The organism is Polynucleobacter sp. MWH-UH19D, assembly GCF_040409795.1.
GTDB lineage: Bacteria > Pseudomonadota > Gammaproteobacteria > Burkholderiales > Burkholderiaceae > Polynucleobacter.
The window spans coordinates 1,688,432-1,713,468 of record NZ_CP099571.1 but is presented as its reverse complement, the minus strand read 5'-3'; the positions used below and the strand labels follow the sequence as shown (position 1 = coordinate 1,713,468).

The window sequence follows — 25,037 nt, the reverse complement described above, 5'->3', positions numbered from 1 at the left end:
AATTCTGTGCGCAAGGTGTGTACCGTTTCTAGACCGTGAAAATTCCGTTTCCAAAGACGAAAGAATTAAAACTATTTCACATAGCGATATGGAGTGAAATTTGCTACAATCACACCTTCGGCGAATTAGCTCAGTTGGTTAGAGCGACGGAATCATAATCCGCAGGTCCGGGGTTCAAATCCCTGATTCGCCACCAAATTCGAGAGCCATTGCGTACTGCAATGGCTTTTTTCTTGGGCTGCCTTAGTATTCATTCATGGCTAAATTTTGGAACTTTGTTTTTTTCCAACTTGGCTGGTTTGCTTGTGTCTTGGGCGCAGCCAACCATCAAGTTTTTTGGACGGTCCCGCTGACCTTGGCGTACATCGCCTTTCACATATGGCATTTGAATGAACCTAAGCAGTCCTTACGACTTTTGAGTCGGGCATTGCTTTTCGGCATTGTTGCTGACACCCTTCTAGTGCAGCTGGATTATTTGAATTTCCAGGATTCTTGGCCTACCAGCTATCTTTCCCCGGTCTGGATGTGGGTTTTATGGGTATTGGTAGCCACTACGATTAATGGCTCACTCTCTTGGCTTCGAGGCAGGCCTATCCTGGGCGCTGTTTTAGGTGGTATTTGCGGTCCAATGTCCTATGAGGCTGGCGTTCGATTGGGGGCTGGATCCTGGGGGTCTGGTGGCCAAATTATCGGTTTAATACTGATTGGGGTAATCTGGGCGCTAGCTATCCCGCTCTTTTTCTATTGGGATCGAACCCCAATTGAGCATGGATTAGTGGGAAATCCGTAAATTCTTTTAAAAAGTCGCTTGCAAAGGATACTGTTTTTATATACAGTAACTCCTAAGTTGTTGGAAAGTAGATAAAACTTCGGGAAATAGCCCAATACAAAGCGAAAAAGGAATAAAAATGGCCTTGGATGAGAAAAGAAAGTCAGCCTCCTCAGAGTTTGAGGGGATGAGTGGAGACAAGCAAAAGGCGTTAACAGCAGCTTTAGCGCAAATTGAAAAGCAATTTGGCAAAGGCTCAATCATGAGATTGGGCGATGCTGAAATTAGTCAAGATATTCAGGTGGTATCGAGCGGTTCGTTGGGTTTGGATATTGCGCTCGGCGTTGGTGGTCTTGCGCGTGGTCGCGTCATTGAAATTTACGGACCTGAGTCATCCGGTAAAACCACGTTAACTTTGCATGCAATTGCAGAGATGCAAAAGCTTGGTGGCACCTGTGCATTTATTGATGCTGAGCACGCATTAGATGTTCAGTACGCAGGCAAGTTGGGTGTTGACGTAAACAACCTCTTAATTTCTCAACCCGATACTGGCGAACAAGCTTTAGAAATTGCAGACGCATTAGTGCGTTCTGGTTCGATTGATTTAATCGTGGTGGACTCGGTTGCAGCATTGGTACCAAAAGCCGAAATTGAAGGCGACATGGGCGATTCTCTGCCAGGTTTACAGGCCCGCTTAATGAGCCAAGCCTTGCGCAAACTTACCGGGGCAATCAAGCGTACTAATACAACCGTTATCTTCATTAATCAGATTCGTATGAAGATCGGCGTGATGTTTGGTTCTCCAGAAACAACTACTGGTGGTAATGCGTTGAAGTTCTACGCTTCTATGCGGTTGGATATTCGTCGTATCGGTAGCATCAAGAAAGGCGATGAAGTTGTTGGTAATGAAACTCGTGTGAAAGTCGTGAAGAATAAGGTTTCTCCACCTTTCCGCGAAGCTATTTTTGACATCATGTATGGCGCGGGCATCTCAAGAGAAGGTGAAATTATCGATATGGGTGTTGAGGCTGATATCGTTGAAAAATCAGGTTCTTGGTATAGCTATAACGGCGATCGTATTGGTCAAGGCAAAGACAATGTGCGTGAATTCTTGAAAGAGAATCCAGACATCGCCAAAGAGATCGAAGCAAAAATCCGTGAAAAGTTGGGTGTCAAAGCTGGATCTGCGGTAGTGACAGATGTTCTAAGCGAGGAAGAGGAAGTCGAATAACTCGATGACAGAAGTTGGCAGTAAAAAACAGAAACAAAGCCCGAGTCTCAAAGCTCGGGCTTTGCGCCTTTTGTCCTTGCGAGAATACAGTCGCAAAACTTTAGGAGCAAAGCTTGCTGAATCTGAGGCGCGTTGGGCGAGGTTGACTGAAGTTGAGCCATCCTCAGAAGCAAGCGCTTTGAGTATTGAGGCGGTTCTTGATGATTTTGAAGCTCGTGGCTGGTTATCGGATGAGCGTTTCGCAGAAGCGTTAGTGCGACGCCGTAGTGAGCGTTATGGTGCCCGGAAAATTCAGGAGGACCTGCAAAGGGCGGGTGTGGATAGTAAGCAATCAGCCAAACTCTTGGCTGATTTAAAGGAAACGGAGTTTGAGCGTGCTTATGGACTTTGGTCTAAAAAGTATGGGGTAAAAGCGCAAGACCAGAAGGAGCGCGCAAGGCAATATCGTTTTTTGGCTAGCAAGGGATTTGGTCTGGACGTGGTGGCGAAGATTATTGGTGGCCAGACTCCTGATTAGGGCAATTACGGATCAGAAAACCCTATTTGCGGCATTGCAACATGATAGACTTAGAGAGTCGGTCAAGCCGTTCGTATTTATTCAAAAATTGGCTAATTTAGCTATTCCAGAGTAAGTATGGGATTTTGGCGACATTGTTTTAAATCCTCATCGCTTGCTAAAAAAGATACCGTTTCGGAGTCATTATGAAAATTCATGAGTACCAAGGCAAAGAACTTCTGCGCCAATTTAATGTGCCTGTTCCAAACGGCATTCCTGCATTTAGTGTTGATGAGGCGGTAAAAGCCGCAGAAAAACTAGGCGGCCCAGTATGGGTTGTTAAAGCTCAGATTCATGCTGGTGGACGCGGTAAGGGTGGTGGCGTGAAGTTAGCTAAAAGCATGGATGAAGTGAAAAAATACGCTTCTGAAATCTTGGGCATGCAACTCAAGACTCACCAAACTGGTCCTGAAGGCCAAAAAGTAAATCGCCTCTTGATTGAAGATGGCGCAGACATTAAAAAAGAGTATTACTTCAGTATCGTTACAGACCGAGCGACACAAAAGAATGTGATCATGGCTTCTAGCGAAGGCGGCATGGATATCGAAGAAGTGGCTGAGTCACATCCAGAAAAAATTATTAAAGTGTTTGTTGACCCATTGGTAGGATTAACCGATGCGGACTGCGACATTGTGGCAAAAGGAATTGGTGTTCCTGAAGCATCTATTCCAATGGCTCGTGATGTGTTTAAGAATTTATACAAAACCTATTGGGATACTGACGCATCCTTAGTAGAGATCAACCCGCTAATTCTTGAGGGTAATGGCAAGATTAAGGCATTAGATGCGAAGTTCAACTTCGATCCAAACGCTTTGTTTCGTCACCCAGAAATCGTGGCGTATCGCGACATTGATGAAGAAGATGCTGCTGAAATTGAAGCGTCTAAATTTGATCTTGCTTACATCTCATTAGATGGCAACATTGGTTGCTTGGTGAATGGTGCTGGTTTAGCGATGGCAACCATGGACACCATTAAGTTATTCGGTGGTGAGCCAGCAAACTTCTTGGACGTTGGTGGTGGCGCTACAGCAGAGAAAGTGACTGAAGCATTCAAGATCATGTTGAAAAACAAGAGCGTTGAAGCGATTTTAGTCAACATCTTCGGCGGAATTATGCGTTGTGACGTGATTGCTGATGGCGTTGTTACAGCATGTAAAGCGGTAAATCTGACAGTGCCATTAGTAGTGCGCATGAAAGGTACAAACGAAGAGCTCGGCAAAAAGATTCTTGCTGATTCAGGTTTGCCAATCATTAGCGCTGACTCCATGGCTGAAGCCGCTACCAAGGTAGTTGCTGCTGTTGCTAAAAACAAATAATCCAGGAATTTCAATATGTCTATTTTGATCAATAAAAACACCAAAGTCATTACACAAGGTATTACTGGTAAGACCGGTCAGTTTCATACTGAAAAATGTCAGGAATACGCAAACGGCAAAAACTGTTTTGTTGCTGGCGTGAATCCGAAAAAAGCTGGCGAATCTATTTTTGATATTCCAATCTACGCAACTGTAAAAGAGGCTGCACAGCAAACTGGTGCAACAACCTCAGTAATCTATGTTCCACCTCCAGGTGCGGCAGCAGCAATTTGGGAAGCGGTTGACGCAGATCTTGATTTTGTTATTTGCATTACAGAAGGTATTCCTGTGCGCGATATGCTTGAAGTGCGCAATAAGATGAAAGCCAAGGAAGCAAAGGGCGGCAAAAAGACTTTATTGCTTGGCCCTAACTGCCCTGGAATTATTACTCCTGATGAAATCAAAATTGGCATCATGCCAGGCCATATTCACAAGAAAGGTCGCATTGGTGTTGTGAGCCGTTCCGGTACTTTGACTTATGAAGCTGTAGGTCAATTAACTGCAATTGGTCTAGGTCAATCCACGGCGGTTGGTATTGGTGGTGACCCAATCAATGGTCTCAAGCATATTGATGTGATGCGCATGTTCAACGAAGATCCAGAAACTGATGCTGTCATCATGATCGGTGAAATCGGTGGACCAGACGAAGCTGAAGCGGCCCGCTGGTGCAAAGAAAACATGAAGAAGCCCGTTGTTGGCTTCATCGCAGGGGTAACTGCTCCTCCAGGAAAGCGTATGGGCCATGCTGGCGCATTGATTTCTGGCGGCGCTGATACCGCTGATGCCAAACTTGCAGTAATGGAAGAGTGTGGTTTCAAGGTAACAAAGAACCCATCAGAAATGGCGGCTTTATTGAAGGCTATGTTGTAATTAGCAATCCAAAAAAAGATACTGAGAGATCAGTATCTTTTTTAGTAGTTTGAGTAGTAAAAGAAAAGCAAAATTAAAATATAAAAACACGTAGGGAGACAACATGGATTTATCAGCATTTTCGGACGCCACCTTTTGGGCGGCGCTTCTATCAATTATCGTTGCAAATATTTTGCTGTCAGGTGATAACGCAGTAGTGATTGCTCTGGCATCAAGAAATTTACCTCCACATCAGCAAAAGCAAGCCATTTTTTGGGGTAGTGCTGCTGCGATTATTTTGCGTATCGTGCTAACCATTACTGCGGTTGCTTTGCTAACACTGCCTTATTTAAAAATTATTGGCGGTATTCTTTTGCTCTATATCGGTATTCAATTGCTCGCAGACAGTGGCGGCGAGGAAGATATGAAGGCGGAGTCTAGTATTTGGGCGGCCATCCGCACCATTTTGATTGCAGACTTGGTGATGAGCTTGGACAATGTTCTAGCAGTGGCAGCAGCAGCTCAAAAAGGACCAGAAGAAACTCGTTTGCTACTCTTGATCATCGGCTTAGGTCTTTCTATTCCGCTCATTATTTTTGGTAGCGCAATGTTGCTAAAAGTTATGGAGCGTTTTCCGATCATTATCACCTTAGGTGCTGGATTATTGGGTCTTCTTGCTGGCGGTATGTTGGTTGATGACCCTGCAATTAAATCTAGTATTCAAGAGGCTTTGGGCGATGCAAAACTGGCCTTTGAGGTAATCGGTGTTGTTATTGTTATTTTGGTGGGCACTTATTTGAAGAAAAAGAATAACCACGCAGAAGCCCAGAAGTAGTAATTTTTTCCATACCAAGGAATCAGAAAAAGCCGGCGAATTAAGCTGGCTTTTTTATTTTCTATTGCCTTGTTTAAAGGAGGTATAGACTGGAGTATGAGGTATTTGACCTCAGGAGCAAATGATATGAAAGCATGCAATAAAGAAGTTCAAGTGACTCGGGATCATCACGAGGCTGGGTTCACATTAATTGAAGTGATGGTGGTAGTGGCCATTATTGGCATCTTAGTGGCGGTAGCTGTCCCGCAGTATCAAGACTATATTGCTCGAACTCGCGTTGTAGAGGGAATGAACTTATCATCAAGTGCCAAGCTCGCAGTAACGGAAGCCTTTGCTAGTCGTGGCACTGTTGCCATGGATGAAGCTACCCATGGCTCATTCACCTTTACCCCAACAAGAAGCGTGAAATTAATTGAAATTACACCCTCCGGTGCTATTGCCATTGACTATCAGGTTAGCGTAGCGCCAGAAGGAAAAAATACCTTGCATCTTGTGCCTACCAATGAGCCTGATGCAAATTCACCCAAGCCAATTGATTTGTCTGCACCAGAGGGGGCAACTTGGGCTGGAGGTTGGTCATGCAGGTCTACTCAAACCAATCTAATACCGCAACTATTGCCTTCAGAGTGCAGAATCAGTAAATAATTTAGTGAGAATTAATAAACCACCTAACAATCCGGTGGTTTATTTAAATAACTTTATTAAGCTTTCCACTCACCAGACTTGCCACCACTCTTTTCTAGTAGCTTTACTTCACCTATTACCATTCCTCTATCAACTGCTTTGCACATATCGTAGATTGTGAGCAGGGCCACTTGCACTGCAGTGAGGGCTTCCATTTCAACGCCAGTTGGCCCAGTAGTTTCTGCCCTAACTTCGCAGCAAATGCTATTGGTCTTGGGTTCAAGTTGAAAGTCCAAGCTCACGTGGGTTAAAGAGAGTGGATGACAGAGTGGAATTAAATCAGAAGTCTTTTTGGATGCTTGGATACCCGCAATTCTGGCAATTCCAAGAACATCACCTTTTTTATGAGTGCCATCCTCAACCATTTTGAAGGTTTCTGGGAGCATCGTAATTTTGCCTGTTGCAATCGCAATACGATGGGTGTGGGGCTTATCCCCCACATTTACCATATGGGCTTGTCCGCTGGCGTCAAAATGAGTTAGTTTGTTCATGGGATAAGTTTTACCATATAGGGATGAAAGAACTAAAGTCACCACAAAAAATCGCAATTTGGCGCCGCTTGGTAGCGGGTCAGCTTATATTGGCTTTATGGGGTTCTTTTACTTCCCCCGCTTATTCGGCTGGACCCGCTACAACGGGGGATGTTTCTGTAGAGGGTAATTCAGCAGCAATTTCAAATATTAATCGTGTCATGCAGTCTCCGGATGCGCGGCCTGCAAATGCCCCAACTCGTAGTGGCTTGCAAAGTCAGCCCACGATTGTATTGCCAGATATGGGTGATCCAGGCGGCGATGCTTTAAGTCGTGTAGATGAGCGTAAGTATGGCGAAATGATCATGCGTCAGATTCGTCCTGATGCTGATTATTCAAACGATTTACCAATTTACGACTACCTCAATCAAATGGAGCGGCGTCTATTGCAGGCTGCTAAAAAGTTACAACTTGGTGGCGCTAATGAACAAGGTAGCGGTGCCTACAACTTCGAATTATTTGCCGTCAAAGACAGTAGTATTAATGCGTTCGCATTGCCTGGTGGATTTATTGGCTTTCATACGGGTTTAATTGTTAGCGCAGAGTCAGACTCCGAAGTTGCTTCAGTGATGGGGCACGAAACTGGTCACGTGCTACAGCGCCATTTGGCTAGACAAATGGATAAGCAAACCACCAATACGATGATTGCGATTGCTGGTATGGTCTTGGGCGCTTTGGCAATGTCACGTAATCCTCAGGCTGCTGCAGGCTTAATGCAGGGCGGTCAGGCTGCTGCCATCAATAATCAACTTTCTTATTCGCGAGATGCAGAACGTGAAGCAGATCGTATTGGATTTCAGATTTTGGAAGCTAGTGGATACGATGTAAATGGTGCACCAGGATTTTTCCAGCGTTTACAAAAAGCAACTGGCATTATGGATAAAGGTGTGCCTGCTTATGTTCGCACCCACCCCCTTACAACGGATCGCATTGCAGATATGCAAGACAGGGCGCGTACTGTCCCAGCGCGTAATGTCCCCACTGCTGTGGAGTTTTATTTCATTAAAGCGCGAGCCCGAATGGAGCAAGCGGGAAGCTCGAGTGGCCTCTACGATTTAAAAAATACATTTGATAGCCTAAGTAAACAGTCTCAGGTTGGTAAGCAAATGGAAGGTTTCTATGGCTTGGCGTTGATCGCGCAACGTCAAGGAAAGTGGGATCAAGCCGAATCTGATTTACAGCAGGCACGCAACTTAGCTCAAAAAGCAAGCGCTCCAGGTTCACCAATTCAGCGTCAAAGTTTGTCGCTTGAAATTACCGCTTCCGAGTTGGCACTAGCAAAAGGGCGCAGCGAAGAGGCGCTGCAAATTGCCCAAAATGCATTGCGTGCTTATCCTCAGTCATACGCAGCTGGTGCTGCTATGGTCAATGCAGAACTGAAGATGGGGCGTACAAACGATGCCATTACTTGGTTAAAAGCGCGTACACGCTCCCAGCCCAACGAAATCCTCTGGTGGAGCATGCTTTCCAATGCCTATGATCAAGCCAAAAACGTACCGATGCGTCATTTTGCTCTTGGTGAAAAGTACGCTTTAGAGGGTGCCTGGCCTTCTGCTATTGAGCAGCTCAAGATTGCGCGAAGTGCGGGTGGTGCTGATTTTTATCAAAGTTCCAGCATTGATGCGCGTCTTCGGGAGATGCAGCGACAGTATCGAGATGAGTTAAAAGAGCAAGGAAAACAATTCCCCGGCTAGCCTTTGCCTATTAAAGCGACCTGGGATCTTTCATGAACCCAAAGCGCTTGCTCAGCTCTTCGGAGTGAATGGGATCAAGTGCTAGTTGTCTGCCTTGCCAATTCCACGAACCGCCAAAGCTACAAGCTTCTTCACGCAATTTGGCAAGCTCAGAAAATTGATCTAAATCGTGATCATGGAGTAGAGCAATGCTAGAGCAATCTTCCGTCTCAAACTGTTGAGTTCTTAGATCTTTACAAATATTTTGTTGAATTGATCCGGCAATATAAATGTTGCCGTGTTCATCACTAAACGCTGACGTGGGATGTATTTCAGCTTGGCATTGCGTGATTATTTTTTGGGTGGTTTCATTTGGAACGATGCGCGCAATCCATGGAGTAGCAATGAGGCTAATAAACACCCGTTGTGGACCATTTTGAAAAAAATATCTTCCTGCGCTGTCACAGGCGTAGTTTCGGTTAATAAATTCTTTAAGGGCGGTGTGTTCAATGATTGGGCCAGGTAATCCATTTTGCTGAGCGAACTCATCACGCATGCGCCATTGACCTCTGCGGTCTAAGGCTAGCCAGCCATAGCAATCAGGCACATTGGGCCATTTAATGAGTGATCGTAAGACTTGCTCATCCATGGATTTAGTGTAAACCGTGGGGTGTTGATGGCGCGTCAAAGGTATCGTCAGTGGATCGGCTTGCATGCAAATGGGCAATACGCCAACCCTGACTATCTTGTAAGAGCACAAGGGTGATGTTGAGAAAAAATTCTGCTTCTATTTGATCAGCTCTGAAATGAACCGCTTCAGTAGTGTCATAAATTGCTGCACCTAAAATAGAGTGACTGATGCAAGCGATGGGCTCCAAGAATAAGGCTTGCTTAGAAAGCAGTCTTTCTAAACCTTCCCGAATTTCAGCGTGACCACTGAGACGATGACCTTCTGGTAGAACACAGGTAATTGAGTCGTCATCCAACCAAATCGCTAGTGCACCTTGAGCATCACGGTGACGCAGAGCATCCCTCCAAGCATCGACTACATCATCGGCATTATCGAAAAGTCTGGCGAGTTTGGTCATGGCTAGTGCTCCTATGGGCTATAGCAAGGTATTGAGTGAAGCTAATACTTGTTGCGGAAGAATGTCATTTAAGCACTTGAGATGACCTAAGGGACATTCTTTTTTATGACAAGGACTGCAAGGGAGGTGAAGCCAGATGACCTTGGCGTTCTCCGATAAGGGCGGAGTATGCGCAGGATCACTCGAACCAAAAATTGCAATTTGAGGTATTTTAAGAGCGGCGGCAATATGCATTAATCCAGAGTCATTGCTGACCATCGCTTTAGCCGCCCCTATTAATGCAATAGCTTCGTCAAGAGAGGTTTTGCCGCACCAGTTATGGATTTTTACTGAGTCTTGGGATTGCTGAAGAATTGCTTCAGCCAACTCATGATCACTTTTGCTACCCAAAAGAATGATGTTTGCATTTGGAAGATGTTGAGCAAGATGATTTGCTAGTTCTGCAAAGTGACTAGCCGGCCAACGTTTTGTTGGGCCATACTCGGCGCCTGGGCAAAATACAAAAACAGATTTAGAGTCAATATTAGCGTCTGACAGTTTTTTATCAATCGATTGTTTAGCACTCGATGAAACATTTAGTTTTGGTGTCAGCGTCTTTGCTGCTAAGGTCTCTTCATCGGAGAGTAGCTGGCTTAGAGCTAGGTAATGCTCCACCATTGGGGGGCGATTGATTTTGCTTGGATTATTAAGAGCAATATTAATGAGGCCAAAGCGTAATTCACCACGATAGCCAATGCGGAAGGGAATATTTGCCATCCAAGGGATTAGTGCTGACTTCAAGCTGTTCGGAAGAATGAAGCAGACTTGATAGCCTCTCAAGCGAAGATCATTTGCTAGTTGCTTGCGCAAGCCCCACTGCAATTGTTTATGTTGAAAATTTGCTTCGATTACATGATTGACTTCACTGCACGCGCGATAAATGGGTGCCACCCAAGAGCTAGCAAGCACATCAATTTTGGAAGCTGGATATTGTCTCTTCAGCGCAGCCAGGAGTGGCTGTGTCATAACGGCATCCCCAATCCAGTTTGGGGCAATGATCAGAATACCTTGCATGAGATGTATCCCGACTCAGCACCCATCAAGAGACGGGGTGCTGATGCGATTTAGTGTCCGTGCGGCTCGGTGCCAGGAATCAGTTTGTACTCTGCGCCACAGTATGGACACTTGGCTTCCCCAGTCTTTGTGATGTCCAAAAAGACACGGGGGTGAGAGTTCCATGTGGGAGTTTTACTTGTGGGGCAATGCAAAGGGAGGTTTTTGCCATCCACCATTACCGCTTGAGATTGAGTCATCACTTGCTTTCTAGAGGCTAAATGTTACTTAACTTATTTAACAAAGGTGAGCCAAGATTTGTACTTATCATTTCTGCCATAAACAGCGTCAAAGTAAGTCTTCTGAATTTTCTCGGTAATCGGACCGCGTTTGCCATCGCCAATCGTGCGGTCATCAAGCTCGCGAATTGGGGTTACTTCGGCCGCCGTGCCGGTAAAGAATGCTTCATCAGCTGAATACACTTCATCGCGCGTTAGGCGTTTCTCACGCACTTCATAGCCAAGGTCTTTAGCAATCTGAATGACAGAGTCGCGGGTGATTCCATCTAAGCAGGATGCTAAATCTGGTGTGTAAATAATTCCGTTGCGAACCATAAAGAGGTTTTCGCCTGAGCCTTCAGAAACGTAACCTTCGGTATCGAGTAACAAGGCTTCGTCATATCCATTGGCGGTTACTTCTTGGTTGGCCAAAATGGAGTTAATGTAATAGCCAGATGCCTTTGCACGTACTAGAGAAGAGTTAACAAAATGACGTGTAAACGAAGATGTTTTAACGCGAATACCTTTGTTAATCCCATCTTCGCCCAAATAAGCGCCCCATTCCCAAGCGGCAATTGCGGTATGAATGCTGTTGCCTTTAGGAGAGATACCCAGCTTCTGGGATCCAATAAAAATAATGGGGCGGATGTAACAAGCCTCGAGCTTGTTGCTATTAATGACATCAATAATGCCCTTGCTAATCTCTTCCGGACTATAGGGCATGCTCATTTGGAAGATTTTGGTGCCATTGAATAAGCGTTTTACGTGTTCTGGCAGGCGAAAAATGGCAGGGCCTTGTGCTGTTTTATAGGCGCGAATACCCTCAAATACGCCCATTCCGTAATGTAGGCTGTGGGTTAATACGTGAACATTAGCTTCACGCCAAGGAATAAGCTTCCCATCGGACCAAATAAAACCATCGCGGTCGGACATCGACATTTTTTCTACCTTTTGTGTCTATTGGCTATCTGTAATAGCGGATTAATCGTGGCGCCAAGCCAGGGGGTCTAGGACCTTTCGGCTTAGGGTGCGTCCAAGTCTCTATTGTAGAGCAGGCAATCCTATTTATAGGCAAGGATCTAGGGGGTTATCAGGCGGGACGATTTAGAATGGAGTATTCCCCATAAACCACCATATTTAGCCTATCTCATGCCGGAATCCTTATTTAAAGTGAAGCGTTTAAGCGAATTAGCCCAATCAGGCCAACTGAAGGGTAAGCGAGTGCTGATTCGTGCCGATTTGAACGTGCCTCAAGACGAAGCCGGAAATATTACTGAGGACACCCGTATTCGCGCCTCAATGCCTGCAGTGCAAATGTGTCTAGATGCGGGCGCTGCTGTCATGGTGACGTCCCATTTGGGTCGCCCTACTGAAGGTCAATTTAAGCCAGAAGATAGTTTGGCGCCAGTAGCCGATCGAATTGCATCATTGCTGAATCGAAAAGTACCTTTAATTAGCGATTGGGTCGAAGGTGGATTTGAAGTAAGTCCGGGCGAAGTCGTGCTTCTAGAAAACTGCCGCTTAAATGTGGGTGAGAAAAAAAATAACGATGAGTTAGCTAAGAAAATTGCTGCGCTCTGTGATGTTTACGTAAATGATGCTTTTGGTACTGCGCATCGTGCTGAGGCCACTACAAATGGTGTCGCTAAATTTGCGCCAGTCGCTTGCGCTGGTCCATTGATGGCTGCAGAGTTAGATGCATTAAGCCGTGCGCTCGCAAGCCCCAAGCGTCCATTAGTGGCAATTGTTGCTGGCTCAAAAGTATCCTCCAAGTTAACTATCTTGAAGGCGCTCTCTGAAAAAGTAGATGAGTTGATTGTTGGTGGTGGCATTGCTAACACATTCATGTTGGCTAAAGGTTTGCCAATTGGCAAGTCCTTGGCAGAGCCTGACTTGGTGAATGAAGCCAAAGAGATTATGGATCTCATGGAAAAGCGTGGCGCTCATGTACCGATTCCAGAAGATGTCGTGGTTGCAAACGAACTCTCTCCATTAGCACGTGCAAACCGAGTACCAGCCGATCAAGTTGCTGAAGATGACATGATCTTGGATATCGGACCAAAGACTGCAGCCAGACTTTCGATCATGTTGGCTCATGCCGGCACGATTGTTTGGAATGGACCGCTCGGTGTATTTGAAATTGATCAATTTGGTGGCGGCACAAAAATGTTAGCAGCGGCAATTGCACACTCACCAGCATTCTCAATTGCTGGCGGTGGTGACACCTTAGCAGCGATTGCCAAGTACGGAATTGAAAATCAAGTGGATTACATTTCTACTGGTGGTGGCGCATTCTTAGAATTTTTAGAAGGTAAAACATTGCCCGCTTTTGCGGTTCTGGCTGAGAGAGCGAAAGATTAAATATGCTTAGAGCAACCAAAATCATTGCAACCTTAGGGCCTGCCTCCGAAAAGCCGGAAGTTTTGCGCGAGATGATTCGTGCGGGCGTGGATGTGGTGCGCATGAACTTTTCCCATGGCACTGTTGCTGATCACAAGGCGCGGCATGATTTGGTACGCAGTATTTCTGCAGAAGTCGGCAAAGAAGTTGGCATCATGGCCGATTTACAGGGTCCAAAGATTCGCGTAGGCAAATTTGCTGACACCAAAATATTGCTTAAAGAGGGCGATAAATTTACTTTGGATGTTGATTGCGAACTGGGCAATCAAGATTGCGTTGGCTTAGATTACAAAGAGTTGCCAAATGATGTAAGACAGGGCGATCGACTGTTATTAAACGATGGCTTGGTGGTATTGCGTGTTGAAAGTGTTCAAGGTGGAAAAATTTTGACGCTGGTTGAGCAAGGTGGCCCACTCTCCAATAACAAGGGTATTAATCGTGCAGGTGGTGGTTTAACTGCGCCCGCGCTGACTGAGAAAGACATTGCTGATTTAGATGCCGCAATTGCGATGGGTGTCGATTTTTTAGCGATTAGTTTTCCTAAAGATGGTGCGGACATGGCTTATGCCCGCAAACTAGCAGATGCGGCTAGCAAAAAACATGGTGTTGGTAAGGTGAGAACAATTGCTAAGGTAGAGCGTGCCGAAGCGATAGAGCCAGAAGCATTGAAAAGCATTATTGCGGAGAGTGACGGCATCATGGTGGCTCGTGGCGACCTTGCAATTGAGGTGGGTAATGCTGCAGTCCCTGCTTTACAAAAGCGCATGATTGCTTGGGCTCGAGAAGCAGATAAGTTCACCATCACCGCTACGCAAATGATGGAGTCTATGATCAATGCACCAGTACCAACTCGCGCTGAGGTAAGTGATGTAGCTAACGCGGTGCTTGATGGTACTGACGCAGTGATGCTTTCAGCAGAATCCGCGGCAGGCATGTATCCGGTGCAAACGATTAAAGCGATGGCCGAGATTTGTGTAGAGGCTGAAAAATCAAATCGTGTGCAGTTGGATACCGATTTCCTAGATCAAACTTTTACTCGTATTGATCAGACAATTGCCTTAGGTGCTTTATTTACCGCGCATCATCTTAACGCCGATGCGATTGCAGCTTTGACAGACTCAGGATCTACTGCGATTTGGATGAGTCGCCATAATATTCATGTGCCAATCTTTGCATTAACTTCTAAAATTGCAACCCAACGCGCCTTAAGCACCTATCGTAATGTCACCCCAATTGGATTGGATTACACCAAAGATCGTGATACCGCCTTGCAAGAAGTTGAAGCCTGTTTAAAGAGTTTGGGTGCAGTTAAACAAGGCAATACCGTAGTACTAACTTCTGGTGAGCCTATGGGCGAACCAGGCGGTACCAATACTCTGAAAATTATTCATGTGAAGTAAATAACATCATCGACATTCAATACAACCTTAAACTCATTTCAAATTAAGAGATCATCATGGCTTTAGTATCTTTACGACAACTCTTGGATCATGCTGCTGAAAACGGCTATGGCTTGCCAGCATTTAACGTCAATAACTTAGAGCAAGTGACCGCGATTATGGAAGCTGCAAGCGAAGCAGATTCCCCGGTCATCATGCAGGCATCTGCAGGTGCACGTAAATATGCAGGTGAAGCATTTTTGCGCCACTTGATTTCTGCGGCTGTAGAGGCTTATCCCCACATTCCTGTGGTAATGCATCAAGATCATGGTCAAAGCCCAGCGGTCTGTATGGCGGCGATTAAGAGTGGTTTTACTAGCGTCATGATGGATGGTTCTTTGGAGGCTGATGGTAAGTCAGTTGCTAGCTATGAATACAACGTAGAGGTTTCAAGAGAGGTTGTGAAGTTTTCTCACTCGATTGGCGTGACGGTTGAGGCGGAACTTGGAGTCCTAGGCTCTCTAGAAACTATGAAGGGCGATAAAGAAGATGGTCATGGTGCCGATGGAACCATGACGCGAGAGCAGTTGCTGACAGATGTTGAGCAGGCTGCTGACTTTGTTAAGGCTACTCAGTGCGATGCTTTAGCAATTGCGATTGGCACTAGCCATGGCGCATACAAGTTCACTAAAAAACCTACTGGCGATATTTTGGCAATCGACCGTATCAAAGAAATTCATGCTCGCATTCCGAATACACATTTGGTAATGCACGGCTCTTCGAGTGTTCCTCAAGAGCTGCTTGCAGAGATTCGGGAATTTGGTGGCGATATGAAAGAAACCTATGGTGTGCCTGTTGAAGAAATTCAAGAAGGCATTAAGAATGGGGTTCGTAAAATTAATATTGATACCGATATTCGCTTGGCAATGACAGGCGCAATTCGACGTTACTTATTTGAAAACCCTAGCAAGTTTGACCCACGTGATTATTTAAAGCCAGCTCGTGAAGCTGCTAAGAAGGTTTGTATTGCTCGCTTTCAGGCTTTTGGATCTGCCGGTCAGGCATCCAAGATTAAGTCAATTCCACTGGAAAAAATGGCTGAGTTGTATAAGAGTGGCAAGCTAGCTCAGATTGTTAAGTGATTGCTATGCCAGCTCTCTACGCTACTTCTATCAAGTCTTTGCCTCTTCTGTCTAAGGGAAAAGTGCGTGATGTATATGCACTAGGGGATGACAAATTATTAATGATTACGACCGATCGTTTATCAGCTTTCGATGTAGTCATGGGCGAGCCCATTCCTGAGAAGGGTATTGTTCTGAATCAAATGGCTAATTTCTGGTTTGATAAATTAGGCAGGGTGATACCTAATCACTTAACTGGAATTGATCCCGTAACAGTAGTAGCTCCTGATGAGGTTGAGCAAGTTAAAGGACGTGCGGTGGTCGCTAAGCGTTTGAAGCCTATTTTGGTTGAAGCGGTTGTGCGTGGTTATCTTGCTGGCAGTGGCTGGAAAGACTACAAAGATACTGGCAAGGTATGCGGGATTGCATTACCTGCTGGTTTAGAAAATGCTCAAAAATTACCTGAACCAATTTTTACTCCGGCTGCAAAAGCAGAGGTGGGCGAGCATGATGAAAATATCTCATTTGAAAAGGTAGTTGAGCTAATTGGCGAACCATTAGCAAACCAAATTCGTGATGTCAGTATCCGTTTGTATAAAGAGGCCTCTGAATATGCGGCTACACGAGGCATCATCATTGCTGATACCAAGTTTGAATTCGGTCTAGATGAGGCTGGGCAATTGGTTCTTATGGATGAGATTCTCACTGCTGATTCTTCCCGTTTTTGGCCTGCCGAAACCTATTATGTTGGCTCAAATCCACCGTCTTACGACAAGCAATTCGTGCGTGATTGGTTGGAAACTGCACATGTGAACGGCAAGTTATGGCCTAAGACGGCTCCAGCGCCTAAGCTGCCTACTGATGTTATTGAAAAGACTGCTGAAAAGTACCGCGAAGCCCTTACTCGCTTAACCCAAGGATCTTAGGGATAATAGAGCCCCTAAAGGGCAAAGAAGTAATTTGGAGAGCTAAATGAGCAAGAAGCCAGTTGTCGGAATCGTAATGGGATCCAATTCAGATTGGGACACCATGCAACATGCCGCTCAAATGCTTGAGCAGTTTGGTGTAGCTCATGAGGCAAAAGTATTATCCGCTCATCGCATGCCAGATGACATGTTTCAGTACGCCGAGAATGCTCAAGTGAATGGCTTGCAAGCGATTATTGCTGGTGCAGGCGGCGCAGCTCACCTGCCAGGTATGTTGGCATCAAAGACTATAGTTCCTGTGTATGGCGTACCCGTGGCTAGTAAATATTTGCGCGGCGAAGATTCTTTATATTCAATTGTGCAAATGCCCAAAGGGATTCCTGTTGCTACTTTCGCTATTGGCGAGGCTGGCGCTGCAAATGCTGCATTGCACGTGATTGCAGGTTTGGCTTTGCATGATGCAGACTTGGCAAAACGTTTGGAAGAGTTTCGGGTCAAACAATCTGATGCAGCGCGTTCAATGAATTTGCCAGGGTATAACTAGATGGCAAATCGTATGGAACCCATTTTACCGGGTTCGTATTTGGGAATATTAGGCGGCGGTCAATTAGGGCGCATGTTTACGCAGGCTGCTCAAGCAATGGGTTATAAAGTTTGCGTACTGGATCCGGGCTCTGATAGTCCCGCTGGTTCAATCGCCGAGAAATTTATTCAAGCTGACTACACAGATTCTGCTGCCTTAAAACAAATGGCTAATTTGTGTGCTGCTATAAGTACTGAGTTTGAGAATGTCCCTGCACAAGCACTTGATGAATTAGAGTCTTTGGGGGTATTTGTAGCTCCGCGAAGCAGTTGTGTGTCTTTGGCGCAAAATCGCATAGCTGAAAAGAATTTCTTGGCAACTTGGAAGTCTGAGACCAATATTGGACCAGCCCCTCATTGTGTCATTGAGCATGATGCTGATATTGCTCATGTTCCAACAGATTTACTGCCTGGAATTTTGAAAACAGCGCGCATGGGCTATGACGGCAAAGGCCAAATTACTGTGCATTCAATTGAGCAATTATCGGATGCTTGGGCCGAGTTAGGTAAGGTTCCTTGTGTATTAGAAAAGCGGATGGAATTGGATTTTGAAGTTTCTGCTTTGGTAGTCCGAGGTCATGATGATGCAGTAGTCGCTTATCCAGTTTCGCAAAACGTTCATCGCGATGGAATTTTGCATACCTCTACAGTGCCCGCACCTTCTTTGAAGCCAGCGCAAGAGAAGAAAATTATTGATGCGGCTAAGGCATTGATTCGGAAAATTGAATACGTTGGTGTTTTATGTGTTGAATTCTTTGTTTTGAAGAGCGGCGATATTGTTGCCAATGAGATCGCTCCGAGACCACATAACTCTGGGCACTATACGATGGATGCTTGTGTCAGTAGTCAGTTTGAACAACAGGTCAGAGCAATGGCACGACTGCCTTTGGGTGATACCCGTCAATTAGCTCCCGTTTCGATGTTAAATCTCTTGGGCGATCTTTGGTTCAATGGCAATGAAGATCAGTCAAAAGAGCCAGCATGGAATAAAGTACTTGCGCATCCTGATGCTAAATTGCATCTCTATGGAAAATCTGAGCCACGCATGGGTAGAAAAATGGGGCATATCAATTGCCTAGGCGAAGCATTGAATGAAGCTCGCCAAAATTGTGCTGCTGTAGCCACTGAGCTGGGAATAGAGCCCTAGAAATGTCTGGGGTGACAGCTGGCGAAGCTTTGCCACAATCCTTAATGATCAATAAAGCTGCTCAGGCCTTGCGTGATGGTTGCTTGGTCGCTTTTCCAACGGAAACGGTTTATGGCATGGGTGCTGATGCCAGCAATCCCAGCGCTATTCAAAAAGTATTTACGACCAAGGGGCGACCATCCAATCATCCTTTGATTGTGCATGTTGCGTCACCCAAAGAGTTACGCCAAGGTCAAGATGATTGGGTGCCGGTTTTAGCGCGATGGGCAAGAGATATTCCAGAGGATGCTCTTAAATTAATGGATGCTTTTTGGCCTGGCCCGTTAACTTTGGTCTTTAAAAAAGGTAAAGATGTTTTAAATGAGATTACCGGTGGTCAAGATACAGTTGCCGTTCGGTCTCCTGCGCATCCAATTGCTCAAGCACTTTTGCATCAATTTCAAGGCGGTGTCGTTGCTCCCTCAGCTAATCGCTTTGGTAAAGTCTCTCCCACAAGTGCAGCAGATGTTCGTACTGAATTTGAAGGGAATTCAGATTTAGTGATCATCGATGGCGGTGATTGCGAAGTTGGTATTGAATCGACAATTGTGGATGTATCTAGTGGTGATCGAGCGCTACTACTTCGCCCAGGTGTGATTACTCCAAAAGAAATGCTGGCTAAGGCGGGTGTGCGCGTGTATGGACCTGAAGAGGCTGTTGATGCTCATGCTAAGCCCCAATCCATTCCAAGGGTTTCTGGCAGTTTAAAAGCCCATTACGCACCTACAACACCATTGCGACTATATGCTCCTGGCAGAGTGCTAGACGCATTGACAGAATTTCCAGATACAAAGTCAAGGGTTGCTGTTGCCGTTTGGGACTCTGAGTTTTCTTTAGGGGACGATGGGCATCCATCGGCACAGTTTGTGGAAGTCGGGGTGCCAAGTGATAGCAGTGCTTTTGCAAGTCGCTTATACAGAACACTGAGAGATTTGGATGAGCAGGGCTGGGATCTTATATTGTTTCCAGAGCCTCCTACTGGCGAAGAGTGGGATGGAGTGAGAGATCGCCTTCAGCGCGCCTGCTTTGGTTCTGGGCCATCATCGAGTAACCACGCAAGCAATTGATCATGGGCTTCTAAACCCTTCCAAGCATTAGGGTGGTTAATGAAGGAGCTGACTGCGTACATCTTTCCAGATTTACTCAACACATATCCAGAAATGGCTCGTACATCTGCCAGCGAACCAGTCTTCATTCTGACTTCAGGTTTCTTTTTGAGGTGCAAAAATTTTCGTAGTTGGGTCATCAACCGGTGACGCATTGTCCCATCCGCCCCTGCTATGGGTAGACTGTCATAAAACACCTCCCCCACCGGCAAGTTGCGTGCTTTTAATAAAAGTTGATTCATTTGTTCAGCAGAGATTGCTTCATTTCTCGAGAGTCCCGAACCGTTTTCAATTACGAGACCTGGAAAATTGAGATTGTTTTGCTTAAGCCAACTTTGAATTACTAGCTCACCATTTGTGGTGGTAGCTGGTTTACCCATTTTTTCTAAAGCTAGAGTTAATAGCAATTGTCGAGCCATAACATTATTGGAAAATTTGTTGATATCTTGCACATCATCTGCAAGAGTAATGCCCTCAAATTGCAATAAGAGTCTAGCTGCTAGAGGAACTAAACCATCTTTACCAACTGGGGTTTTAACCCAGGAGCCACCTGCAAGTTCCCAAGCCGCCGCAAAGCCCTGCGTCAAGAAAGTATTGGGATCTAATGCCACGACGTTATAGTTCACCTCTTTGCATGCCCTAGGTAAAGAGCCTGAAAATTGTGCGGTTAGGGCTTGATCAGTACTGAATACCGTTTCTGGATCGAGTTTGAAGCGAATATTGCTTTTCCATTTGTCACAAGATCGTTCAACCAATTGCAGTTGATTGACCACCTTAAGTTGAGAGAGCGTAGGTGTATAACTGATATCAATGAAGTCGGCTGTACGGGATTTGCCAAGCTGAAAAGATAAGGTTCTAAATGCGTAGAGCAATGGATCTGGCGGAACGTTATAAGCCCTCAAGGACTCACCATCTATTGTGTTATGTTCCATAGCGCTTGGCGCATAAGCACTACGATCAAAAAATAAGTTGCCATCAATTTTCTGAATACCTAAGCCTTGTAAATCTTTCATCAACTTAGCTAATTCTTCAGGGATCAATTTAGGATCGCCGCTCCCTTGTAGATATAGGTTGCCCTGCAGCGTGCCTTGCCGAATCATGCCATCAGTGAATATTTTTGTGCGCCAGCGATACTGAGGTCCAAGGATGTCTAGTCCCGCAAGAGTGGTTAATACTTTCATCGTTGAGGCGGGGTTCATGGATTCCGTTTCACGCCAGCTCATAACGGTTTTGCCCTGATGCTTACCAGGTTTTCCAGGTTCAATTTTGGTTACCGCGATGCTGATGGCATCCAGAGGAATTTGATTGCGCTCCAAGCTACTTTTTACAGCGCGAGGAATTGCAGTATTCGGGTTGCCCTCGGCGTTTGCAGGTAGGCTATGTATGCATCCAATAAAACACAGGATGACTGAGGTGTATTGAGCCAGTGAACGTGTTGCGGTTTTCATTGGTCATAGGATAAACCGAGAAGTCCGGAAGATAAAACATTCTTGGTTGCCTATCTACCGCTAAAGATGAATTTGCTTTTCCTGGTAACGCTTAATCTGTTGGTTTTGCTCCAGCAAGAGATCTTTAAAAGCATCAAGTTGCTTGAGAAAATCACCCTCTTTTTCTAGTGATTCGCAGCCTTTAATAAAACGAGTTGCTTGAAGTAAAAGAGCTCCACCTTTCACTTTATGAATCAAACTAGCCAGTTGATGTTGATTAATTGAAGGGGAATTTAATTGCAATAGGACGTCATCATGCACTTTTTTAATTTCATCCAAGATGACAAATATCTGTTTTGGGTTCTTGGCGATCAGGTTTGAGAACGCATCAAACGAGTAGCTATCCTCTGTGTCGTCTTGAGGTAGTGGGCATATTGGGAAATAGCGAGCCAATTCATTTTCAAGGCCAAGTAGGCTAATTGGCTTGATGAGTACCCCATTCATTCCCGAAGATAAAAAGTGATGCCGCGATTCAAGCGCATAAATATCCGCTGTTACGCCAATAATGATGAGATTGCCATAGCCTAATTTTCGAATATGCTTTGCTAATTCAGAGCCCTGCATGCCTGGTATAGATTGGTCTGTAATCAATAAATCAAAGGCGGCTTCATGAATTTTTTGCAATGCTGTATCTGCATCACCACAAACGGTTGCCTTAATTCCTAATGCTTGTAGTTGAAGTGAGATGATTTGCCTGCTGGCTGGGTGATCCTCTACTACTAGCGCTTTTAGAACTTGCTCAGGACAATTTTTAGAGATAAATTTTTTAGCATTCGATGCCGGCGCTTCGGTATGCAGAATAGGTGAAGCTGCAATGCTCGTGCGTGGGAATGCAATTGAAAAGTGGATATTGCTGCCCAGACCTGGAGCGCTCTCAAAATGTAACTTACTGTTCATTGAGCTAACTAAATGGTTAGTAATCGTGAGCCCTAGACCAGTTCCATTGTCATTGCCACTTTTTCCAGGTATTTGCTCAAAAGGTTGTAGTGCTATTGCAATTTCTTCCTTGCCCATACCAACTCCGGTATCAATAATCCGAAATTCGATTAGCTGCCCTGCGTGATCATCAGCCAAAACACTAATAGAAAAATAGATTTCGCCTTGCTGGGTAAATTTAATCGCATTACTCAGAAGATTTTGTAGCACCTGACGAAGACGCAGGGCATCAATCATTAATACTTCAGCGATTCGGGGATCTTTAGAGGTGTGAAGGGTTAGTTTATGTTTAACAGCGACTGCGGAAAAGGCATGGTCAATGTCATCAATCATGCTATTCAAGCAGCAAGGCTCTAAGTTCAGCGTTAGTTTGCCCGCTTCAATTTTCGAGAGGTCTAGGACCTGATTGAGGATGCCTAACAAAGATTCTGCAGAGGCATGTGCACTTTTCAATAAGGATTTTTCATGTGGGGGAAATTGCTTACTGCTCAGTAATAATTCTTGAACCCCCAAGATTGCATTCATGGGAGTTCGAATCTCGTGGCTCATGGTTGCCAAAAATGAGGATTTGGCAGCATTCGCTTTTTCAGCAATTTCTTTTGAGTGATTCAAATTAGCTAGAGCTTGCTCTTGGTGCGACCGCTTTTTATGAAGACTCCATATCAATACACCACCAATGATGAGGATTGCCATACTGGCAACCCAACCCAGCATATCTGTTCGAGTCGAAGTATTTTTACTGGGCTGAATTTCAAATGCAAAAATCTGGCGAGATTCAATTGGATCAAGGCGTTTTAGAAAACGCTCTAGTAGTTGATGGAAGGGCTTATCTTCATGCGAGATAAGCCAGCGATACGCAAAAGGCTCTCGTTGGTAAATCCCATTTAATTGAAGTGCTGAGTTATCTTGGTTTTTTAGTAAATGCTGAGCTAAGCGAATGGGGAGAACGAGGGCCTCAATATCGTTTGCAAGCAAACCTAACATCAACTGTTCTAGGTTATGTGATGGACTGCTTTGTGAATCAATTGCGAGCGGAGGATTCTCATAGCCCCGCTCAAGAAAGCCAAGCTTCGCCTGCGAGTTAAGTTCGTCTGCATTGGTTCTTTTGGTAACGATAGCATCGTGTCCCCAAAAAATTGCTTCTGATAAAGACCCAAAACGAAGATATTCATCATTAACTGGGGGCGGATCTATTATGAAATCCACCTCTCCATTGGCTAACTGTATTAAACCTTCTTGTTCTGTTTTGCGCCATTTTGGGCGAAATTCTTGCTGAGTGTAATCGCTGAGTTTTTCTAGGATTTTGTGAAAAACGCCATCTGAATTGATGTCTTCGCTCCGTAATAGATAAGGGGCGTATTTCTCGTGAATACTAAAGTGCACAATAGGATGTGCATCGATCCAGCGCTGCTCAGCGGAGCTGATGGAGGTCGAGTGAGAAACTCCTCCATAAAGAAGCCCGCAAGAGAGTACGGCTGTAGCAAAGAATCGATGCATCACGCGTCTAACTTTCGATGATGTTATTGATTCTGCAAAACAGAATTAAATCGGCAATATTGTTAATACCAAGCTTGTCAAAGACTCGTGTTTTGTATGTTGCTACGGTTTTATTGCTGATATGTAATAGGTCAGAAATTTGCTGATTCGTATTTCCTTTGCCAAGATACTTCATGACCTGTAATTCGCGATCTGAGATTAATGCTAACTTCTCACTATCAGTTAATGAGCTATTCCCATTTTTTCCATATGTGAAAAAAGTGTAGCCTTGAGATATAGCAACGCAAGCCGCCAGAATCACATCTGCACCAGCGGTCTTGTTGACGAAACCATGTCCACCCAAAGATCGAACGCGGCCACCATAGACTGCTTCATCCATGCTAGACAAGATCAACATTCGCACATCGGGATACATGAGCCCTATGCGGCGAATCACGTCAAAGCCATCTGTCTTGGGCATATCAAGATCTAAAATCACCATGTCAGGATTAATTTCCTTGATGGATCTCAGGCACTCCTCGCCATTCTGAGATTGCCCAACGACTTCAAATACCAATTGGTCTTGCAACATACTTTTTAGAGCCATCAGCATTGCTGGATGGTCATCTACCAACATCACGCGTTTTCTCATTACTTGTCTCCATTCGGGTTTAGGTGTTGATGAGGGTGCAGCGAAAAAATGGCTTTAGCGATTCGACTATCGTTAATTTGGAGCATTTGATGTCTGCTAATGGGAGGCATCATGAGGCCCCCGTAGCATTGATCAATTTGCCAGGCAACCGCATTTTCTAAATCTTTTACAAGCGTCATATTGCTTGCGTATATTTGAGTTGAGGAATACGGGCCGCGCCTGATACTAGACAGCGCATCAGATGAAAGAGCTTGTTCGCGAAGTGAATTCATGTTGATATGAATGCCCTCCATCTTCAATTCATCTATCCATTGAAGTTCTTCCACAGTTCCTGAGAAATGAATGAAGTGCAGTAAGACGCCAAGCCGACGCATGCGTAATAAACCTTCTTTGCAGGCGTCTGCTAGATTTGGCTCTGGTAGTGATTGAATCCCCAGTGCAACCAATCCAACTGGTAGGCGGGAATTCAGTATTAAGTCACTTAAGGCATCGATGTAATCACTAGAAGCAATCGCATGCACTGGAATAGGCAAAATTCCAGGAATAAAGCGACCGCTACGATGCCAATAGGCGATCGTGTCCAATCCCTCCATGAATAAACGAAGTAATTGCATGTCGGATGCCTGTAATAGGGGTCTAAATAGGGATCCCGTCAGTTTTGTTCCTTTGGTGTTAAAAATTGGCTCATGACTAATTGCTTGTCGTTTGGACCAAGATTGGTGTTCTTCAAGGGCTTGGCTATTTAGGCCAAGCCAGGGTGCGCCAGAGGCGTCTCGTACTTCCTGGAAGGGCTTGTTCTTCCATGCTTTTACAAGCGTGTACAGCCGGGATTTCGGGCTCATCAGCATTCTCCAATCGGTGACTGTTCAGTCTAGGCAGGTCAGATTGGAGGAGTAAGGGCTTTGG

General features: G+C 45.1%; 25 protein-coding genes and 1 tRNA gene. 16 read left to right on the top strand and 10 right to left on the bottom strand.

Features of this window, described 5'->3' with window-relative positions; translation table 11 throughout:
• Positions 1-119 precede the first annotated feature (119 nt).
• The 8 genes from NHB34_RS08680 to NHB34_RS08645 all read left to right on the top strand — a co-directional run bounded on the left by NHB34_RS08680 (position 120) and on the right by NHB34_RS08645 (position 6,240).
• Positions 120-196 (top strand) — tRNA-Met (locus NHB34_RS08680).
• A 60-nt stretch (positions 197-256) separates the two neighbouring features.
• Complete coding sequence (locus NHB34_RS08675; protein WP_353427241.1) at positions 257-790, top strand: DUF2878 domain-containing protein; 534 nt, start codon at positions 257-259, stop codon at positions 788-790.
• 118 nt (positions 791-908) lie between these two features.
• Complete coding sequence (gene recA / locus NHB34_RS08670) at positions 909-2,000, top strand: recombinase RecA (RefSeq protein ID WP_353427240.1); 1,092 nt, start codon at positions 909-911, stop codon at positions 1,998-2,000.
• A 4-nt stretch (positions 2,001-2,004) separates the two neighbouring features.
• Positions 2,005-2,517 carry a recombination regulator RecX gene (recX, locus tag NHB34_RS08665; protein WP_353427239.1) on the top strand — a complete coding sequence of 171 codons (513 nt, stop codon included), beginning with the start codon at positions 2,005-2,007 and terminating at the stop codon, positions 2,515-2,517.
• A 185-nt stretch (positions 2,518-2,702) separates the two neighbouring features.
• Complete coding sequence (sucC, locus tag NHB34_RS08660; RefSeq protein ID WP_353427238.1) at positions 2,703-3,872, top strand: ADP-forming succinate--CoA ligase subunit beta; 1,170 nt, start codon at positions 2,703-2,705, stop codon at positions 3,870-3,872.
• Between the two features lie 15 nt (positions 3,873-3,887).
• Positions 3,888-4,781 carry a succinate--CoA ligase subunit alpha gene (sucD, locus tag NHB34_RS08655; RefSeq protein WP_173956421.1) on the top strand — a complete coding sequence of 298 codons (894 nt, stop codon included), beginning with the start codon at positions 3,888-3,890 and terminating at the stop codon, positions 4,779-4,781.
• A gap of 103 nt (positions 4,782-4,884) precedes the next feature.
• On the top strand, positions 4,885-5,595 hold the full coding sequence (locus tag NHB34_RS08650) for a TerC family protein (RefSeq protein WP_353427237.1): 711 nt from the start codon (positions 4,885-4,887) through the stop codon (positions 5,593-5,595).
• Positions 5,596-5,721: 126 nt separating this feature from the next.
• Positions 5,722-6,240: a pilin gene (locus NHB34_RS08645; RefSeq protein WP_353427236.1), complete on the top strand. Its 519-nt coding sequence runs from the start codon at positions 5,722-5,724 to the stop codon at positions 6,238-6,240.
• Positions 6,241-6,296: 56 nt separating this feature from the next.
• Here NHB34_RS08645 and moaC read toward each other — a convergent pair whose 3' ends face one another.
• Positions 6,297-6,770, bottom strand: a complete 474-nt coding sequence (moaC, locus tag NHB34_RS08640) for a cyclic pyranopterin monophosphate synthase MoaC (protein ID WP_353427235.1) — start codon at positions 6,768-6,770, stop codon at positions 6,297-6,299.
• Between the two features lie 23 nt (positions 6,771-6,793).
• On the opposite strand from moaC, the gene NHB34_RS08635 reads away from it, so the two are divergent.
• Positions 6,794-8,503, top strand: coding sequence for a M48 family metalloprotease (locus tag NHB34_RS08635; protein ID WP_353427234.1), 1,710 nt, complete (start codon positions 6,794-6,796; stop codon positions 8,501-8,503).
• 10 nt (positions 8,504-8,513) lie between these two features.
• Here NHB34_RS08635 and NHB34_RS08630 read toward each other — a convergent pair whose 3' ends face one another.
• From NHB34_RS08630 to NHB34_RS08610, 5 genes are read right to left on the bottom strand one after another with little or no spacing between them, the layout of a single operon-like run.
• Complete coding sequence (locus NHB34_RS08630; protein ID WP_353427233.1) at positions 8,514-9,197, bottom strand: DUF2946 family protein; 684 nt, start codon at positions 9,195-9,197, stop codon at positions 8,514-8,516.
• Entirely contained in the window at positions 9,136-9,570 is a 435-nt protein-coding gene (locus NHB34_RS08625) for a nuclear transport factor 2 family protein (RefSeq protein WP_353427232.1), read from the bottom strand. The genes NHB34_RS08630 and NHB34_RS08625 overlap by 62 nt, the downstream gene beginning before the upstream one ends.
• Positions 9,571-9,588: 18 nt before the next feature.
• Positions 9,589-10,623 (bottom strand): lipopolysaccharide heptosyltransferase II, encoded by a 1,035-nt coding sequence (gene waaF, locus NHB34_RS08620; protein ID WP_353427231.1) that lies wholly within the window; start codon positions 10,621-10,623, stop codon positions 9,589-9,591.
• 50 nt (positions 10,624-10,673) lie between these two features.
• On the bottom strand, positions 10,674-10,862 hold the full coding sequence (locus NHB34_RS08615; RefSeq protein ID WP_353427230.1) for a zinc-finger domain-containing protein: 189 nt from the start codon (positions 10,860-10,862) through the stop codon (positions 10,674-10,676).
• Positions 10,863-10,895: 33 nt separating this feature from the next.
• The gene (locus NHB34_RS08610; RefSeq protein WP_353427229.1) at positions 10,896-11,819 is read right to left on the bottom strand and encodes a branched-chain amino acid transaminase; all 924 of its coding nucleotides are present in this window, start codon (positions 11,817-11,819) and stop codon (positions 10,896-10,898) included.
• A gap of 210 nt (positions 11,820-12,029) precedes the next feature.
• Between NHB34_RS08610 and NHB34_RS08605 the strand changes: the two genes are divergently transcribed.
• From NHB34_RS08605 to NHB34_RS08575, 7 genes are read left to right on the top strand one after another with little or no spacing between them, the layout of a single operon-like run.
• On the top strand, positions 12,030-13,241 hold the full coding sequence (locus tag NHB34_RS08605) for a phosphoglycerate kinase (protein WP_353427228.1): 1,212 nt from the start codon (positions 12,030-12,032) through the stop codon (positions 13,239-13,241).
• A gap of 2 nt (positions 13,242-13,243) precedes the next feature.
• Positions 13,244-14,680 (top strand): pyruvate kinase, encoded by a 1,437-nt coding sequence (gene pyk, locus NHB34_RS08600; protein WP_353427227.1) that lies wholly within the window; start codon positions 13,244-13,246, stop codon positions 14,678-14,680.
• Positions 14,681-14,736: 56 nt separating this feature from the next.
• Positions 14,737-15,801, top strand: a complete 1,065-nt coding sequence (gene fba / locus NHB34_RS08595; protein ID WP_353427226.1) for a class II fructose-bisphosphate aldolase — start codon at positions 14,737-14,739, stop codon at positions 15,799-15,801.
• Positions 15,802-15,806: 5 nt separating this feature from the next.
• Entirely contained in the window at positions 15,807-16,706 is a 900-nt protein-coding gene (locus NHB34_RS08590) for a phosphoribosylaminoimidazolesuccinocarboxamide synthase (protein ID WP_353427225.1), read from the top strand.
• 46 nt (positions 16,707-16,752) lie between these two features.
• Positions 16,753-17,250: a 5-(carboxyamino)imidazole ribonucleotide mutase gene (gene purE, locus NHB34_RS08585; protein WP_353427224.1), complete on the top strand. Its 498-nt coding sequence runs from the start codon at positions 16,753-16,755 to the stop codon at positions 17,248-17,250.
• Positions 17,251-18,435 (top strand): 5-(carboxyamino)imidazole ribonucleotide synthase, encoded by a 1,185-nt coding sequence (locus NHB34_RS08580; RefSeq protein WP_353427223.1) that lies wholly within the window; start codon positions 17,251-17,253, stop codon positions 18,433-18,435.
• Positions 18,436-18,437: 2 nt separating this feature from the next.
• Positions 18,438-19,541, top strand: coding sequence for an L-threonylcarbamoyladenylate synthase (locus NHB34_RS08575; RefSeq protein ID WP_353427222.1), 1,104 nt, complete (start codon positions 18,438-18,440; stop codon positions 19,539-19,541).
• Here the strand turns inward: NHB34_RS08575 and dacB are convergent.
• The 4 genes from dacB to NHB34_RS08555 are packed head-to-tail and all read right to left on the bottom strand — an operon-like array spanning position 19,487 to position 24,973.
• A complete protein-coding gene (gene dacB / locus NHB34_RS08570) occupies positions 19,487-21,028 on the bottom strand; it encodes a D-alanyl-D-alanine carboxypeptidase/D-alanyl-D-alanine-endopeptidase (protein ID WP_353427221.1) in 1,542 nt (513 codons plus the stop codon). The two genes, NHB34_RS08575 and dacB, sit on opposite strands and share 55 nt — an antisense overlap.
• A gap of 60 nt (positions 21,029-21,088) precedes the next feature.
• Positions 21,089-23,500, bottom strand: a complete 2,412-nt coding sequence (locus NHB34_RS08565) for an ATP-binding protein (protein WP_353427220.1) — start codon at positions 23,498-23,500, stop codon at positions 21,089-21,091.
• A gap of 7 nt (positions 23,501-23,507) precedes the next feature.
• Entirely contained in the window at positions 23,508-24,131 is a 624-nt protein-coding gene (locus NHB34_RS08560; RefSeq protein WP_353427219.1) for a response regulator transcription factor, read from the bottom strand.
• Positions 24,131-24,973 carry a diguanylate phosphodiesterase gene (locus NHB34_RS08555; protein ID WP_353427218.1) on the bottom strand — a complete coding sequence of 281 codons (843 nt, stop codon included), beginning with the start codon at positions 24,971-24,973 and terminating at the stop codon, positions 24,131-24,133. Before NHB34_RS08555 ends, NHB34_RS08560 begins: the two co-directional genes overlap by 1 nt.
• Positions 24,974-25,037 lie beyond the last annotated feature (64 nt).

Coding starts and splice junctions, on each gene's coding strand:
- NHB34_RS08675 (WP_353427241.1), top strand. CDS start 257: ATGGCTAAATTTTGGAACTTTGTTTTTTTCCAACTTGGCTGGTTTGCT.
- recA (WP_353427240.1), top strand. CDS start 909: ATGGCCTTGGATGAGAAAAGAAAGTCAGCCTCCTCAGAGTTTGAGGGG.
- recX (WP_353427239.1), top strand. CDS start 2,005: ATGACAGAAGTTGGCAGTAAAAAACAGAAACAAAGCCCGAGTCTCAAA.
- sucC (WP_353427238.1), top strand. CDS start 2,703: ATGAAAATTCATGAGTACCAAGGCAAAGAACTTCTGCGCCAATTTAAT.
- sucD (WP_173956421.1), top strand. CDS start 3,888: ATGTCTATTTTGATCAATAAAAACACCAAAGTCATTACACAAGGTATT.
- NHB34_RS08650 (WP_353427237.1), top strand. CDS start 4,885: ATGGATTTATCAGCATTTTCGGACGCCACCTTTTGGGCGGCGCTTCTA.
- NHB34_RS08645 (WP_353427236.1), top strand. CDS start 5,722: ATGAAAGCATGCAATAAAGAAGTTCAAGTGACTCGGGATCATCACGAG.
- moaC (WP_353427235.1), bottom strand. CDS start 6,770: ATGAACAAACTAACTCATTTTGACGCCAGCGGACAAGCCCATATGGTA.
- NHB34_RS08635 (WP_353427234.1), top strand. CDS start 6,794: ATGAAAGAACTAAAGTCACCACAAAAAATCGCAATTTGGCGCCGCTTG.
- NHB34_RS08630 (WP_353427233.1), bottom strand. CDS start 9,197: ATGCAAGCCGATCCACTGACGATACCTTTGACGCGCCATCAACACCCC.
- NHB34_RS08625 (WP_353427232.1), bottom strand. CDS start 9,570: ATGACCAAACTCGCCAGACTTTTCGATAATGCCGATGATGTAGTCGAT.
- waaF (WP_353427231.1), bottom strand. CDS start 10,623: ATGCAAGGTATTCTGATCATTGCCCCAAACTGGATTGGGGATGCCGTT.
- NHB34_RS08615 (WP_353427230.1), bottom strand. CDS start 10,862: ATGACTCAATCTCAAGCGGTAATGGTGGATGGCAAAAACCTCCCTTTG.
- NHB34_RS08610 (WP_353427229.1), bottom strand. CDS start 11,819: ATGTCGATGTCCGACCGCGATGGTTTTATTTGGTCCGATGGGAAGCTT.
- NHB34_RS08605 (WP_353427228.1), top strand. CDS start 12,030: ATGCCGGAATCCTTATTTAAAGTGAAGCGTTTAAGCGAATTAGCCCAA.
- pyk (WP_353427227.1), top strand. CDS start 13,244: ATGCTTAGAGCAACCAAAATCATTGCAACCTTAGGGCCTGCCTCCGAA.
- fba (WP_353427226.1), top strand. CDS start 14,737: ATGGCTTTAGTATCTTTACGACAACTCTTGGATCATGCTGCTGAAAAC.
- NHB34_RS08590 (WP_353427225.1), top strand. CDS start 15,807: ATGCCAGCTCTCTACGCTACTTCTATCAAGTCTTTGCCTCTTCTGTCT.
- purE (WP_353427224.1), top strand. CDS start 16,753: ATGAGCAAGAAGCCAGTTGTCGGAATCGTAATGGGATCCAATTCAGAT.
- NHB34_RS08580 (WP_353427223.1), top strand. CDS start 17,251: ATGGCAAATCGTATGGAACCCATTTTACCGGGTTCGTATTTGGGAATA.
- NHB34_RS08575 (WP_353427222.1), top strand. CDS start 18,438: ATGTCTGGGGTGACAGCTGGCGAAGCTTTGCCACAATCCTTAATGATC.
- dacB (WP_353427221.1), bottom strand. CDS start 21,028: ATGAAAACCGCAACACGTTCACTGGCTCAATACACCTCAGTCATCCTG.
- NHB34_RS08565 (WP_353427220.1), bottom strand. CDS start 23,500: ATGCATCGATTCTTTGCTACAGCCGTACTCTCTTGCGGGCTTCTTTAT.
- NHB34_RS08560 (WP_353427219.1), bottom strand. CDS start 24,131: ATGAGAAAACGCGTGATGTTGGTAGATGACCATCCAGCAATGCTGATG.
- NHB34_RS08555 (WP_353427218.1), bottom strand. CDS start 24,973: ATGAGCCCGAAATCCCGGCTGTACACGCTTGTAAAAGCATGGAAGAAC.